The 14155-nt window shown below is 64.2% G+C and carries 12 protein-coding genes and 1 pseudogene; 8 read left to right on the top strand and 5 right to left on the bottom strand.

Going from position 1 to position 14155, the window contains the following annotated elements; translation table 11 throughout:
* Window positions 1–56: 56 nt before the first annotated feature.
* Window positions 57–923: a hypothetical protein gene (locus CH305_RS20650; protein WP_032404013.1), complete on the top strand. Its 867-nt coding sequence runs from the start codon at window positions 57–59 to the stop codon at window positions 921–923.
* A 6-nt stretch (window positions 924–929) separates the two neighbouring features.
* Here the strand turns inward: CH305_RS20650 and CH305_RS20655 are convergent, their stop codons facing one another.
* On the bottom strand, window positions 930–1787 hold the full coding sequence (locus CH305_RS20655; protein WP_032404014.1) for an ABC transporter permease: 858 nt from the start codon (window positions 1785–1787) through the stop codon (window positions 930–932).
* Entirely contained in the window at window positions 1784–4645 is a 2862-nt protein-coding gene (locus CH305_RS20660; RefSeq protein ID WP_094704755.1) for an alpha/beta fold hydrolase, read from the bottom strand. Before CH305_RS20660 ends, CH305_RS20655 begins: the two co-directional genes overlap by 4 nt.
* Before the next feature lie 182 nt (window positions 4646–4827).
* Here CH305_RS20660 and CH305_RS20665 point away from each other — a divergent pair, with 182 nt between their 5' ends.
* Window positions 4828–5280, top strand: coding sequence for a universal stress protein (locus tag CH305_RS20665; RefSeq protein ID WP_032378962.1), 453 nt, complete (start codon window positions 4828–4830; stop codon window positions 5278–5280).
* Between the two features lie 71 nt (window positions 5281–5351).
* Here CH305_RS20665 and CH305_RS20670 read toward each other — a convergent pair whose 3' ends face one another.
* The 3 genes and pseudogenes from CH305_RS20670 to CH305_RS20680 form a co-directional block, all read right to left on the bottom strand.
* Window positions 5352–7673, bottom strand: a complete 2322-nt coding sequence (locus tag CH305_RS20670) for an ATP-binding domain-containing protein (RefSeq protein WP_094704756.1) — start codon at window positions 7671–7673, stop codon at window positions 5352–5354.
* A gap of 148 nt (window positions 7674–7821) precedes the next feature.
* Window positions 7822–9012, bottom strand: a complete 1191-nt coding sequence (locus tag CH305_RS20675; protein WP_032378960.1) for a DoxX family protein — start codon at window positions 9010–9012, stop codon at window positions 7822–7824.
* Between the two features lie 133 nt (window positions 9013–9145).
* Window positions 9146–9331 (bottom strand): annotated as a pseudogene (locus CH305_RS20680) (MBL fold metallo-hydrolase); the annotation flags it as partial.
* Window positions 9332–9361: 30 nt separating this feature from the next.
* On the opposite strand from CH305_RS20680, the gene CH305_RS20685 reads away from it, so the two are divergent.
* The 6 genes from CH305_RS20685 (at window position 9362) to CH305_RS20695 (ending at window position 14043) form a co-directional block, all read left to right on the top strand.
* The gene (locus CH305_RS20685; RefSeq protein ID WP_094704757.1) at window positions 9362–10804 is read left to right on the top strand and encodes a recombinase family protein; all 1443 of its coding nucleotides are present in this window, start codon (window positions 9362–9364) and stop codon (window positions 10802–10804) included.
* 259 nt (window positions 10805–11063) lie between these two features.
* The gene (locus tag CH305_RS20690; RefSeq protein WP_143545323.1) at window positions 11064–11387 is read left to right on the top strand and encodes a helix-turn-helix domain-containing protein; all 324 of its coding nucleotides are present in this window, start codon (window positions 11064–11066) and stop codon (window positions 11385–11387) included.
* A 121-nt stretch (window positions 11388–11508) separates the two neighbouring features.
* Window positions 11509–11646 (top strand): hypothetical protein, encoded by a 138-nt coding sequence (locus tag CH305_RS29155; protein WP_179278359.1) that lies wholly within the window; start codon window positions 11509–11511, stop codon window positions 11644–11646.
* A 68-nt stretch (window positions 11647–11714) separates the two neighbouring features.
* Window positions 11715–12311 carry a hypothetical protein gene (locus tag CH305_RS29160; RefSeq protein ID WP_179278360.1) on the top strand — a complete coding sequence of 199 codons (597 nt, stop codon included), beginning with the start codon at window positions 11715–11717 and terminating at the stop codon, window positions 12309–12311.
* Complete coding sequence (locus tag CH305_RS29165) at window positions 12308–12697, top strand: hypothetical protein (RefSeq protein ID WP_179278361.1); 390 nt, start codon at window positions 12308–12310, stop codon at window positions 12695–12697. The genes CH305_RS29160 and CH305_RS29165 overlap by 4 nt, the downstream gene beginning before the upstream one ends.
* Window positions 12697–14043, top strand: coding sequence for a phage/plasmid primase, P4 family (locus tag CH305_RS20695; RefSeq protein ID WP_179278362.1), 1347 nt, complete (start codon window positions 12697–12699; stop codon window positions 14041–14043). Before CH305_RS29165 ends, CH305_RS20695 begins: the two co-directional genes overlap by 1 nt.
* Window positions 14044–14155: the final 112 nt, after the last annotated feature.

The raw sequence follows: 14155 nt of genomic DNA on the forward strand, positions 1-14155 counted from the left end.
GGAGACGCGAGTGGAGCCTGCGGAATGAGCCGAAATGGTTCGGATACGGTTCAGCGATGGACGCAACCACCGCCGGCCGCACCTCTCGCGCGCTCGAACTGATTCACTCGATGACCTATTTCCTTCCGGAGACACAGGATGCGCTGGTCGCGGCGGGGTTGCCGCCGCGGGCCTGCTATTTCGCGGGTCGGGCAGCGCCTTTGGGACGGGTCGGCGCAGGTGTCGTCACCGCCACGTTCTACAACTTCAACCGTGAACTGGTGGCACCGCTCATCCCGGCCGCCTGGGACATCGCGTCACCCGACGAGATCATGGCCATCCGGTACGAGACTCTCGACGCTGCCTTCGGCCGACTGCTCGGCCCCGAGGTTCTGACGTCCGCGGACATGGCCGAGGCGGCCGACCTGGCATCGATCGCAGCCCGTGGAATCCCCGGCGACGACGGTCGACCCCTGTACGCCGCATACTCCGAGCTCGACTGGCCCACTGCGCCGCATCTGGTGCTGTGGCATGCCCTGACCCTGATCCGCGAATACCGCGGCGACGGTCACATTGCGGCGCTGCAGACGGCGGGCCTGAGCGGGCTCGAAGCGCTGATCACCCACACCGCCACCGGCTACGGCTTCGAGAAGGAGTTCGCGCGTAAGCGTCGCGGATGGTCGACCGAGCAGTGGGATGGCGCGGTCGCATCTTTGGCCGACCGAGAACTGCTCTCGTCCGATGGTGCCCTGACTCAGGACGGCAAAGATCTCCGCACGTTGGTCGAGGACATCACCAACGACCTCGCTGTTGCGCCGTGGGCCGCCCTCGGCGAGGACGGTGCAGCTCGGCTGGTCTCGCTCGCGACGCCGTGGCGTGAGTCGATCGTCGGTCAGGGCGTCATTCCCGACGGCGTCTTCGGACCGGCGATCAAGAAGAATTAGGCCGCCTCAGCTGGTGATGTCCTTGGTCGCGAAACGCCGCCACGCGATCAACCCGAACACGGCCGCGTACGTGATGGCCGAGAACGATCCCACCACCATGTCGTTCCAGTCGATACTCGTTCCGAAAGCGTCGATCCACGAATTGGCGTAGTGCCCGGGCAGGTAGTTGCGAAGTGACCCCAGTGCGGTGATCTGATCGAGAATCTGCATCAGAATCGACGTCATCACCGCGCCGCCGACGGCCCCGAGCGGGGCGTCGGTGAGCACTGACAGCAGCATCGCCAGGCCGGCCACCCACAGCAGGTTGATGCCTATGTACGCGACTGCGATCAGTAGCCGCACCAGTGAGGTTCCGTACGACAGACCCTCACCCAGTGGGGTGATGAGCGACTCTGCGCCGTACATCACGGTGCCGATCAACAGCGAAACGCCGACAAGCACGACGATCGCCGCACTCGACAACGTGGCCGACACCAATGCCTTCTGCGTCAGCAGTCGACTCCGAGGTACCGGGATGGCCAGGAGGTACCGCAGACTCGACCACGAGGCCTCGCTCGCCACCGAGTCGCCGAAGAACAGCGCCACCACGACGATCAGTAGGAACCCCACCGACATGAACAGAGCGAAGACCGTGAAGTTCATGCCTCCGCGAGTTCCGAGTTCGATCAGTCCCCCGGCGTCCGAGTCGGCACTCGAGCTGCCGACGGTGAAGGCGATCGCAAGAATCACCGGGAGCAGGGCAAGAAATCCGATGGCCAACTGAGTGCGACGGCGTCCCAGCTGCCTGCGCAACTCGGTACGGAAGGGCAAGGTACTGCCGCCGGTGTAACCGGCAGCGCGCCCGTCTGCGTGTGCGGTGCTCATGAGCGATCCTTGCTGGTGTCGGACCCGGGGGTGTCTCGGTGGACCAGGTCGAGGAACACATCCTCGAGGCGGGTCGATTGGGAGAATCCGCGCACCGAGACGCCCGCGGTGACGAGTTCTCGGATGACTACGGCGGAGTCGGCGTCGGTCAGGTCCACCGTCACCGTTCCGTCGTCGACGATCACCGCGCCGTCGTGGCCGGAGGCACCCAGCACCGACCGCGCGCGGGTGGCGTCGTCGACCCTGATCTCCGTTTGTCCGCCCGCTGCGGTCAATTCGCGGACCGTTCCGGAACTGATCACCGATCCACGATTCATGACGACCACATGGGTACAGGTCTGTTCGACCTCGGCGAGTAGATGGCTCGACACCAACACCGTTCGACCGGTCTTCGCGTAGTTGATCAGCACGTCGCGCATCGTCCTGATCTGCGGTGGATCGAGTCCGTTGGTCGGCTCGTCCAGGACCATCAGATCCGGCAGCCCCAGCATGGCCTGGGCGATGGCCAGCCGCTGCCGCATGCCCTGGCTGTACGACTTGACCTTGCGTTCGATTGCGGTGCCGAGGTCGGCGATCTCCAGTGCCTCTTCCAGGTGGGCGTCCTCGATCGGCCGCCCGGTTGCCTCCCAGTACAACCGTAGGTTCTGAGTTCCGGTCAGGTGGGGAAGAAATCCTGATCCCTCGACGAACGAGCCGAGTCTGGACAGCACCGGCGCGCCCGGCGTCACCTTGTGGCCGAAGACGCGGATGTCACCGCCGGTGGGAGTGATCAGGCCCATCAGCATCCGCAGGGTGGTGGTCTTTCCGGCACCGTTGGGCCCGAGGAGACCCAGAACCTGGCCCTGCTTCACCTCGAAGCTCACGCCGTCGACCGCGCGGAAGCCGTTCGAGTACGTCTTGGCCAGATCGGTGATCACCAGCGGAGTGTCGATCAGACTCTCGTCCACTTCGGCGACCGCGCGGCGTCTGGTCCGCACGACTCCGGCCACGATCGCACCAGCGACCGCGAGCAGGACGACCCCGATGCCGATCAGCGGTGCCACCGGAACGGTGCTGTTGGCGCTCTCCTCTGCAGGGACTGTGGGCAACGCAATGGTGTTGTCGGTCATGGCCACGCTGAACTGGGCCGGTTCGAGCGGAACGGCGTAGGCCTGATCCGTGGTGGAAACGCTCAGTTCGAGGTGATGACCCTGCTGGACGGTGTAGCTGATGCCAGGCAGCGCGACGGTGACATCGACGGGATCGATGCCCTCGGTGTCGGGGAGGCGGATCGCCGAGACCGCGCCGCCTGGAAGCGTTCTGGTGCCGTTCGGTGCAACGTCATAGAGCTTCGCGAACAGAACGGCTTGACCCGGTGAGGCCAGTGACGCCACTCGCAGGTTCACTCGAGGTACACCGGTGATCGTCACGGACGAATCGACGGGATCGCTTGTGAACGTCGCCGACTGGCCCGGCAGGTCCGCGGTCAGGGCTGCTCCGGCCCCGGTCGATCCGAGAGTCGAGAGCACCGAGCCCAAACCGGGTACCGACGAGATCGCCGACGGCGACGCTCCGGGCGGACGAATGATCGACTGGTTCTCCGCCTTGGGAGTGAAAGTGACGGATTCGGTCCGGGTGGCGTCGGAGTCGGCCGCCAGTCCCGGGTAGTCGGGAGCGGTCATCCGGCGGTTGCGGTCGCCGCCGCGCTCGTCGGCTGCCCGCTGAGTGGAGTAGACGAACGGCTGGCCACCGGTGGCAGTGTCGTTGTCACGCAACGTCGTGTCGAAGAAGTCGGCGATGGCCCGATCGCTCGTGCCGTCCGTTCCGCCGGCGTCGTGGCCGCCGTCGAACCATCGCACGGTGACGTTCCCACCGGCCGCCGCGATCTGACGCGCCGTCGCGTCGGCCTGATCCAGGCCGAACAATGTGTCCTGGGTGCCCTGCACCAGCAGAGTCGGTGCGGTGATGTTCGACGCCACCGCGACGGGTGAGTGTGCGGTCAGCAGATCGAGGAGCTGTTGGCTGGGGATCCCCGTCACCGCGGATTGGGCGTAGGCGTCGCAGAACTCGGGAGAAAACCTGCCGCACGCAGACGCGCCCTCGCCGGTCCCCGATGTTTCGGTCCCTGCATCACCGCTGTCATCGCCGTCGCTGGGCGGCGTGCTCGCTGCGCCCGCTCCGAAGAACACACCGGCCCAGCCACGCTTGAGCACGCCGGGTCCGCCGTACTCCGCCGCGGCGGGAGTGACCGTGTCGCCGAGGGCTTCTCGGCCCTCGGTCGAGGTGACGCCGTAGTTGGGGAACAGGGCCTGACCCAGGTCGTTCCAGGTGATCGCGGCGGCGATGGAATCGATGCGGGGGTCGGTGCCGCCTGCACTCAGTGCCAGTGCGCCGCCGTACGAACCACCGGCGACTCCTATGTGAGGGTCGCCGGGAGCGTCGAGTTCCACTTCCGGTTGTTCGGCGAGCCAGTCGATGAGTCCGCGAGCGTCGGCGACTTCGCGATCGGGGTCGTTGATCGAGATCGAACCCGTGCTGTCGCCGAACCCGCGTGCGCTGTAGGCGAGGACGGTGTACCCGCGAGCCGCGAGGTCACGTGCCTCACCGTCGACCGAGTCCTTGCTGCCGCCGAAACCGTGGGCGAGGAGCACCGTCGGCGCGGGTGTGACAGCCGGGGCGTAGAGCCGCGCGTCGATGTCGACGGTGCCCGTCGACTCGGGGCTGTCCGGTAGCGTGATGCGCGCATCACGAGTGGATGTGTCGGCGCTCGAATCCTGGGGGAGGAGTACGAATGCGAGAGCGGCTACCGCTAGAACTGCAATCACAGCGGCGCCGACAGTCATGGCCCGTCTCGACAGTGGCGGGCGGGGAATCGGCATGCAAACCAATGTATGTGAGTGGCGCGGATCGTGTTGTTCCCCAAGTTCACGTGCCGATCGGCCGGTTCCGGCTAATGTCAGCGAATCAGTCTCCGGACCACGTCATTCGGTCCTGTGACTTGCACCAATCGAGATCGACCAGAAGTGTCACATCTGTGTGTGACCGACAAATGGAGGAATGAATGAGCGCCTACCGCACCGTCGTCGTCGGGACCGATGGCTCCGAATCGTCACTGCGGGCAGTGGAGAAGGCCGCGGCTCTGGCGGGAGACGCCGATGCCACCCTGGTGATCGCCTGCGCGTACTACCCGGCCGATCCCAAGGACACGTCCGCTGCCGCCGACGCACTGCGCGAGGACGCCTACCAGATCACCGGATCGGCACCGACGCGTGAAATTCTGCGCACTGCGCGCGAGCATGCCACCAAGGCCGGTGCGAAGAACATCGAGGAGAAGGCGATCGTAGGCGCTCCCGTCGAGTCGCTGCTGGCACTCGTGGACGAGGTGAAGGGCGATCTGCTCGTCGTCGGCAACCGCGGCCTGAACTCGTTGACCGGGCGCCTGTTGGGTTCGGTTCCGTCGGACGCCGCTCGCAAGTCCACCTGCGATGTCCTGATCGTGCACACCGTCCGCTGATTTCACCCTGCGCACGCCTTACGGCCCGCTCCATCGAATCGACGGAGCGGGCCGTTGGTGTGTGCAGGTCTCTAGGCTTCCGGCTCGAACGGCTGCAGCGCCGAGAGTTCCTTCGGTAGCGGGTCGACGTGCACCACGCCGAGTCGCTGGGTGGCTCGGGTGAGTGCCACGTAGAGGTCGTTCATTCCCTTCGGCGACTCGGCCACGATGGCACTCGGCTCGACGATGAGAACCGAGTCGAACTCGAGCCCTTTCGCGTCCTTGACCGACGACACGGTCACCACGTCCGAAGCCAGATGTCGGAAGTCGGAGACGCGACCGGCTGGAACGAGCACTGCGCTCAGCCCAGGTCGTGGGTGCTCTGCGACCCGCTTCTCCACTGCGGTGAACAGGTCCGCCTCCAGCACTTGCAGCGCCCACGGTGTCACGCCGGTGCTGCGGATGGACCGGGGCTCGGACTGCTCGGGATCGATCGCGGCCAGCACGTCGTGCGCCACCACCATGATCTCCGACGGCGTCCTGTAGTTCACCGTCAGTTCGGTCCGCTTCCAGCGCTTTGCCACATACGGTTCGAGTACCGAACTCCACGAAGACGTTCCGGCGGGATCGCCGGTCTGCGCAGTATCGCCCACCAGGGTCATCCACCGATTCGGTATGCGCCGCATCACCATTCGCCACGCCATGGTCGACAGTTCCTGAGCCTCGTCGACGATCACGTGCCCGTATGTCCAGGTCCGGTCGCCGGCTGCCCGTTCGGCGGTGGTAAGGCGTTGACCCGAATTCTGCCGTCGCGCAAGCTGATCGGCGTCGATCAGGTCGTAGGCCATCAGGATCTCCGGATCGAGTTCGTCCTCGAGGTCCTGTGGTGCCGAACCGGTCAGGATGTCCAGTGCCCCCTGGGCGTCGGCGATCTGGCCGCGCCACTGACGTTGTGCCTGCTCACGTTCGGCCGCATCGTCCACACCGAGCAACTCGGCCAGCTCGTCGAGCAGGGGAGCGTCGGCAGCGGAGAAGCCCCGGCCCCGACGGCTCAGCGAGTCGCGCTCTTCCGCATCCAGTTCCGGTGCGGCCGAGGCGATCTTCTCGGGCGAAGCAAACAGGTCGTGGAGAACCTGTTGGGGAGACAGATCCGGCCACAGCTCGTCGACAGCGGCCATGACGTCCTGGTCTTCGCGCATCTCGTCGCGCATGTCCGCGATGTCGTCGGCGCTGAGCAGGCTGGATCCGTCGACCAGGTTCTGGCCCAGCTTCGCTGCCAGTTGGTTGGCCAGTTGATCGATCAACGAGGACACGAACAGTGGCCGAGCGAGGTTGTGCGGTCGCCGCGACGAGCGAGCGCGTCCGCGAGCTCGGGTGACGATCTTACGGTCGAGCGTGATGTCGTAGGTGTCGAATTTCAGCCGCCTCGGTTGCGCGGGAACTTCCTGCCGGTCGCGTACCGCTCGGGTCAGCACGTCGACCATCGACAGTCTGCCCTTGACCTCGGTGGCCAGGGCCGAATCCTCTCGTTGCGCACGGACTCCCGGGTAGAGGTCGCCGATCGTGGACAACAGCACACCGGTTTCGCCGAGCGAGGGCAGCACCTGTCCGATGTAGTCGAGGAACGTGGCGTTGGGTCCGATGATGAGCACGCCGCTCTTGCCCAGCTGCTGGCGGTAGGTGTAGAGCAGATACGCGGCGCGGTGCAGCGCGACGGCCGTCTTGCCGGTGCCCGGTCCGCCTTGAACGACCAGCACACTGCGATGCTGCGACCGGATGATCGCGTCCTGTTCGCTCTGGATCGTTTCGACGATGTCGTTCATCTGGCCGGTACGCGCAGCATCCAGAGCCGAGAGCAGCGCACCTTCACTTGCGACACCGCCTGCTACGGCAGCATCGCTCGACGATCGAGCCGAGTTCAGATCCAGGAATTCGTCGGCGATCGACGTCACGCGGCGGCCGCGGGTGCGAATGTGCCTGCGCCGCAACACGTTTTCAGGCGCAGCCGGCGTCGCCAGATAGAACGGCCGGGCCATCGGTGCTCGCCAGTCCAGCAGCAGCGTTTCGTAGTCGTTCTTGTCGTCGAGGATTCCGACTCGGCCGATGTAGCGTTCGGGACGATCGTCCACCTTGGGGTCGAGAGAATCCGGATCGAGGTCGATACGTCCGAAGCACAGTCCGTTCTCTGCGGCGTCGTACTTGGCGATGTCCTCGGTGTACATCTGGTTGAACGATTCGCGTTCGCTTCGGGCCTGTGGTGTTCCACCGGTCTCCAACAGCACGGCCCGCAATCGGTTTGCCGCGTATTCGCGCAGCGCGTCGAGCTGCGTGTACAGCCTCGTCAGATGCGCCTGCTCGAGGTCTTCTTCGATCGGTATGTCGGAACCGCTAGATGTGTGGCCGTCGTCCGGCAAAGGGTCTCCTCGGGGATTCGGCCGAGGCGAAGATATCGCCTCGAAATCAGCCAGAGCAGTCTACGCCGCACAACGGCCCTGCCGCAGAACCTCGAGTTCCGGGGCAGGGCCGCTGTGCACGAGCGTGCGCTCGTTCTGTCCGCGAGGACTACTTGGCGTACTGCTGAATCTTCTTGTCCAGATTCTTCTGAGCCTTGGCAACTCGCTTTTCGAGCTTGGCGCGGGCCTGCTCGGTGACCTTCTCGAGCTCCTTGCTCTGCTTCTCGGCGCGCTTGCGAGCGCGCTTGCCGAGTGTCTCCACGCGATCGGACGCCAGATCGGCCCACGTGACTCCGCGCTTCTGAGCCTCGTCGGCGAGGACGGAGCCCTTCTCAGCGGCCAGATCGGCGAGCTTGGATGCCCGCTTCTGCGCGACGTCGGCCAGTTCGACGCGACGATCCGCGGCTACGTCGACGAGCTTCGATCCACGCTTCTGCGCGAGTTCGGCCAGGTCTGTTCCGCGGTGCGCTGCCTTGTCGGCGAGCTTGGATCCGCGCTTCTGGGCCTCGTCGGCCAGGTCGCTGCCGCGGTCGGCGGCGAGTTCGGCGAGCTTGGACCCGCGCTTCTGTGCTTCCTCGGCCAGTTCGGAGCCCTTGTCGGCTGCGATATGAGCCCAGCGGCTCAGTGCCGGCTGAGCAACCTCGGCCAACTCCGAGCCCTTATCGGTAGCGATGTCCGCGAGCTTGGCCAACTTGGGCTGGGCGGCGTCGGCGAACTTGGCCAGCTTCGGCTGGGCAGCCTCGGCGAGATCGGCGCTGCGGCTCGCGGCGACGGCTGCGATTTCCTTGACGCGCTCACCGGTCTCGTGGGTGGAGTGCCCCGGCAGTGCCGAGACGACGGTCTCCTGCGCGCGGCGTGCTGCCCGCTTGCTACGCCATGCGACGGACGGCTTGCCCTCGGTGTCGACGGCCGCGATGAGCAGTCCGCCGAGGAGGCTCAGGTTCTTGAAGAAGTGGATGCGCTGCGCAGCCTTGGTCTCCGGGTCGGTCTCGTTCCAGAAGGCGTGACCCGCCAGCGTCGTCGGAACGAGGCTTCCGGCCAGTGCGATCGATGCGATACGTGGTGCCTTGCCGGTCGCCAACAGAATGCCGCCCGCAACCTGAATGCCGCCGTTGATGCGAACCAGCGTCTCCGGGTCCTCGGGCACATTCGCGGTGACCTCGTTCGGTAGCGCGTCCTTGCCCTGCTCGATCAGCGGAGCGGCAACCTTTGCCTTGCCACTGGGGTTACGGAGTGCGTCGACGCCCCCGGCGATGAAGATCGTAGACATCAACGGACGGGCGATACGGCGGACCAGCATTGACAGCCTCCTGCGTAGTTTCTCGTGTCATCGGCGTTAGGACATCGCACAGCGGTAGGGGAAACCTACCGGGGTGCGTCCTTTTGTCACACTATTCATACCCCGTGTTCGACGGTCTCAAGCGCGCCGATCGTCACCAGCCCCGTTCGCGCCATTCGGCCAGGTGAGGGCGCTCGGCACCGAGTGTGGTGTCCTTTCCGTGGCCCGGGTAGACCACGGTGTCGTCGCCGAAACGGTCGAACAACTTTGCCGTCACGTCGTCGAGAAGGTGGGTGAAGTCCTCGGGGCTTCCAGTTTTTCCGACGCCCCCGGGGAAGAGCGGGTGCTCTGAACGGTAAAGTACACGACCATGACGCAGCGCGCAGCCATCTACACCCGAATATCTGAAGATCCGCTAGCCACAGCCAAGGGCGTCGAGAGGCAGCGGGAAGACGCCGAAGCGCTGATCGCCGCGCGGGGCTGGACCTTGGTGGAGGTCTACACCGACAACGACGTGTCCGCGTTGCGAGGTAAATCCCGTCCCGCGTACACCGCGATGATGGCCGCTGTAGGGCGCGGCGAATTCGACCAGATCGTCGCCTACGGCCTTTCTCGGATCTGGCGCAACCGGTCGGAACGCGCCGCAGGGATCGACCTACTCAAGAATTCCGCCGTCGGCGTCGCTCTGGTGAAGGGGAGTGACATCGATATGACCTCGGCGTCCGGCCGAATGATGGCGGGCATTCTCGGTGAAGTCGACACCGCGGAATCGGAAGTCAAGTCCGAGCGTGTGGCTCGTGCGGCACAGCAGCGAGCGCAAGAGGGTCGAGCGAACGGCGCTGTCGCCTACGGCTGGCAGAGAGAACATCAACGTGACCCCTCCGGCCGCGTGATCCATTGGCAAGACGTGGAGAACGTGGAAGAAGCGGATGTAGTGCGCAGCATCGTTGCGGACTTGTTGGCCGGTCGCACACTCGACTCGATCACCCGAAAGCTGAACGAACGCGGAGTACCTACGCCCCTGCGGCGGGGCGCGTGGCGATCGTCATCGGTCAAGAAGCTGGCATTGCGGGACCTGAACGTGGCGCTACGGACTCACCGCGGGGTTGTGGTGGGTCCGGCAGCGTGGCCACCGATCGTCATGCAGGAGGACCATGACCGCATCAAGGCGTTGTTCGCCGAACCGGGACGTGGACACAAGAAGGGTGGCGCGCGGCGGCATCTGCTGTCGTTCGGCATCGGGGAGTGCGGCAAGTGCGGATCCCGGCTACGAGTGATGACTCGCGGCGGTCATGCGATGTACGCCTGTGACACGTCGGCGGGGTGCACGGGTCGGCGTCAGGTGTGGGTGGACGAACTGGTGACCGAGACCGTGTGCGCTCGGCTGGCACGGCCAGATGCGCGCGAGTTGTTCGCCCGCGATGACACCGAAGCACGAGAGGCCAGGGTCACCGCCGACGCGATCCGAGCTCGGATGGACTCGGCAGCCGATGCGTTCGCTGACGGCGCAATCGATGCGCGTCAGTTGTCGCGGATCACGGCGAAATTGCAGCCGGAGCTCGAGGCATCCGAGATTGCCGCGATGGCTTCGGTGGGTTCTGTCGGCTCTGCCCTGCTCGCTCGGTTCGGGGGACCGGATGCGCGAGCAGTGTGGGACAGCCTCGAAATGACTCAGAAGCGTGCGGTACTGACCGCTCTCGGTGTACGAGTGGTTCTCGTGCCGGGGCTCCGCGGGGGTGCAGGTTTCAAGCCCGAATCGGTGCGGATCGAGCCGTGGCAGAGCGACGAATCCGAGCCGTTACCAAACCGTTAACTTCCAGTCTGGCTCTGCCCGACGGATGCAGGCGCTTCGGGTGTCGCCGGGGCGATAGCGACCATGACCTGCGGTCCGTTCTCGACCGTCGTCTCTCGATCTCGATACGCGGTATGTAAGCCTCGAGACGCAAGGTTGACGAAAAGTGTTGCAGCGCAGTAGATTACAAAATACCAAGCTTGACTGAACTCACTTCCTCGAAGGAACCTTGTAGCAACGCGGTCGGCACGACTGCACAGCATCCAAGGAGATCGAGAAAGTGACTGAAACAGATTTTCGGACTATTCCTGGCCAGCCGGAGCCGATGGTAAGTACGGCGTGGTTCGACCACTTCACCCATCGCGGTGAGAAGGTGTCGGAATCCGAACATATCCGCGTGTTCTGGGCGAGTCCGTCGGTTCGTAACGCGGACGACGCAGTCGACTACTTGTGGCAAACCCGCCTGATTCGAGTGGAAAAGAACGCCATTTACGCGGCCGTCAAACGCGGAGAGCTGACGGCCCTTCGGATCGGCAAGGGCTTGACTTTCCGACCGGCTGATCTGGACGCGTGGATCGCTGCTCGCCAGGTGAACGGGCGATGACCGAAGAGCAACGCGCCGCCATTCGAGAGCGAGCGCAGCAGATAGCGGCATCGGCACCCGCTCTCACCTCGCAGCAAAAGCGGGATCTTGCACGCGTATTCGGAAACCGAAAGTGAACGCGATGACCGACGACGTGAAGCGCGCAATCGACGAGCACGCTCAGTCGGTCGCGGACGCCGCCCCGCCGCTGACCGAGGATCAGAAGACGGCCGTACGACGAGCGGTCAGAGCTGGTCGCGCCACCGAATGGCAGCAGTAACCCACCACCACCGACGAGGCGTGACGTCAGCCGTACACCCCACAATTTCACACAGATACGGGAACGCCATGGAAACGATAAACCGCACTGCACATAGAAAATCCCGCGCACCGGGAGGAACGCGGGATCGTCTAACAACAAGAATCGCTCACCACCAAAGCAAGCCACCAACAAGCTCGAATGTTACCACCGCGCAGCCGCATTCCGCTATAGCATCCGTCGGCGATCTGATCGCACGAATCAACGACCTCGAACTTTCGACCACTGATACCGTTGAGCGCAAGCCGTTTTCGTGGTTGTCGCTTGCGGCAGCAGAAGAGTTCGCCGCTGATTCTCACGATTTTCATCGTCGACCACCTATCCCGATAGTCATGGACGAAGTGGCCGGCCATATCGACCGATTCTTCGCGGGTCTCTCGTGGAAGACCGTGTTCGGCGACTGGGTCGGAGCCGATTACGAAATCGCGCCTACAACCGAGCTTCTGATTCACCCGAGCATCCGCAATGACAGCACCATTGGCACCGTTCTGCGTGGTGAGGGGTGGCGCTGCACCACCGAGTCTTGTGGACACGAAGACCTCACGGGCCTGCGTATGCGCCGCAGTTCTATTGAGATCGTCGACCTCGAGGCCACGGTCGCGAAGCTGTCGACTGGTGCGTCGTGACTACCCGCGAGGCCGAGCTCACGCGGTACCGAGAATGGTGCATCGAACGGGCCGAGAAGCAAGCAGCAGCGTTGCCCCGTACCGCCAAGGACCGCAGGTACCTCCGACTCGCATCGGCCGAGAAGCCCGCCGTTGTTCGGTCTGGCGCGTCGTATCCGGTCGACGACCCGCGGTGGTGGGTCGAAGACCGCTACTGCCACGACCTGCGCACCTGCTATCGGCTCACCGAGACCATCCCCGACGCTCTGATCTTGAAGTTTCGGGACGGTGTTGTCGACACGTCCACCATCAAGCACGAGTTTCTGTTCTGGCTCGACGGCGACGACTTCCGCGCCGACCTGATCGAGACGTTTCGGGTCGAACTACTGAACGAGGACTTTTTCTGATGGCAACCAAGGCTCGGCCGGCACGGTTGTCGCGCCAGCACGAAGGACAGGCCCGGTGGGCGTACATGCTGGCAGAGAAGCACCCGACCGAACTGATGTACGTCAGCGGGATCGGCTGGCACTGGTACGACGGCACGCGATGGGTCGAGGACGTCGATTCGGCCCGCGCGAAACGTCTCGTGCTCGAGCTACTGCGCACCGGTCGATCGGCACCGACAGTGGACAAGGATCTGTTGCGGGAAATCGTCGCCTGCGAAAAGGCGTCGGCAATCAACGGGATTCTTTCGCTCGCAGCAGCTCTCGAACAGTTCCATACCCCCGTCGACCAGCTCGACGCCGATCCGAACGCGCTCAACGTCGCCAACGGCACGCTTGATCTCCTGACCCTCGAACTTCGTCCACACTCTCCGGCCGACCGGATCACCAAGGTCACTCGTGCAGCGTTCGACCCGAACGCCAGCTCAGAGCGGTGGGATCGCTTCCTTCGGTCATCGCTGCCCGATTCCGACGTGCGCGACTTCTTGGCACGCTATGTCGGTCTCGCCCTTCTCGGCCGGGTCGTCGAGCACATTCTGGTCATCTTGATAGGCAAGGGACGCAACGGGAAAGGGGTGTTCTACGCGACCGTCGGATTCGCTCTCGGCGACTATGCGGGCACACCTTCGCCAGACCTGTTCAACCGCGCCGACGGGACCCACAGCGCCCCCGAGATGGCCCTGATGGGAAAACGATGGGTCGCAGTGTCCGAGACGGGAGAAGAAGCAACCCTGTCGGTCGCGACGACGAAGCGCTTGGTCGGCGGCGATCCGATCACGGCTCGACGGCTGTACGGGCACGAAGTGACGTTCAATCCGAGCCACACGGCCGCGATGATCACCAATCACCTTCCGAAGGTCAAAGGCGATGATCCTGCCATCTGGGAGCGGCTCAGGGTTGTTCCGTTCGAGGTGGTCATCCCCGAGAGCGAGCGTCAGAAGGACTTGCCCGAAATGCTCGAGCTGGACGCCGATGCAGTGTTGGCGTGGGCCCTGCGAGGACTGGCCGACTACCGCGATCGGGGCGGTCTCGACGCCCCTGACGCCGTCTCGGCGGCGACCTCGCGCTACCACCGAAACGAGGACGCGGTCACGCAGTTCGTCGAGCAAACACTCGAGAAGGTCGATGGCGGCAAGGTCGTATTCGCTGTCGCGTACCTCCACTGGCAGAAGTGGGCCGCGCGGAACCAAAATCCGGACATGTCGAAGATCAAGTTCTCGAATGCGTTGTCGGACAGAGGTTTAGACGTCAGGAAGGGGACGGCGAACAAGACGTATGTGTACGGGTACGAACTCTCCGTCTCGCAATGACGAAATAACTGGGAAACACCCTCTGACCTGGGAATAGTTAGTCGAGTTATTTTCAGAACCCAATTTTCTCATATCCGCGTGTAGGAGAAAACGTACTTTCGAAAATAACTCG

Origin of the sequence: Rhodococcus sp. 15-649-2-2 (genome assembly GCF_002258645.1) — a bacterium.
Taxonomy (GTDB): Bacteria; Actinomycetota; Actinomycetes; order Mycobacteriales; family Mycobacteriaceae; genus Rhodococcoides.

What these genes read in the sequence shown, in the direction of transcription:
- CH305_RS20650 (WP_032404013.1), top strand. Translation starts at nt 57, where the DNA reads ATGGACGCAACCACCGCCGGCCGCACCTCTCGCGCGCTCGAACTGATT.
- CH305_RS20675 (WP_032378960.1), bottom strand. Translation starts at nt 9,012, where the DNA reads ATGCTGGTCCGCCGTATCGCCCGTCCGTTGATGTCTACGATCTTCATC.
- CH305_RS29160 (WP_179278360.1), top strand. Translation starts at nt 11,715, where the DNA reads ATGGAAACGATAAACCGCACTGCACATAGAAAATCCCGCGCACCGGGA.
- CH305_RS20655 (WP_032404014.1), bottom strand. Translation starts at nt 1,787, where the DNA reads ATGAGCACCGCACACGCAGACGGGCGCGCTGCCGGTTACACCGGCGGC.
- CH305_RS20660 (WP_094704755.1), bottom strand. Translation starts at nt 4,645, where the DNA reads ATGCCGATTCCCCGCCCGCCACTGTCGAGACGGGCCATGACTGTCGGC.
- CH305_RS20685 (WP_094704757.1), top strand. Translation starts at nt 9,362, where the DNA reads ATGACGCAGCGCGCAGCCATCTACACCCGAATATCTGAAGATCCGCTA.
- CH305_RS29155 (WP_179278359.1), top strand. Translation starts at nt 11,509, where the DNA reads ATGACCGACGACGTGAAGCGCGCAATCGACGAGCACGCTCAGTCGGTC.
- CH305_RS20695 (WP_179278362.1), top strand. Translation starts at nt 12,697, where the DNA reads ATGGCAACCAAGGCTCGGCCGGCACGGTTGTCGCGCCAGCACGAAGGA.
- CH305_RS20665 (WP_032378962.1), top strand. Translation starts at nt 4,828, where the DNA reads ATGAGCGCCTACCGCACCGTCGTCGTCGGGACCGATGGCTCCGAATCG.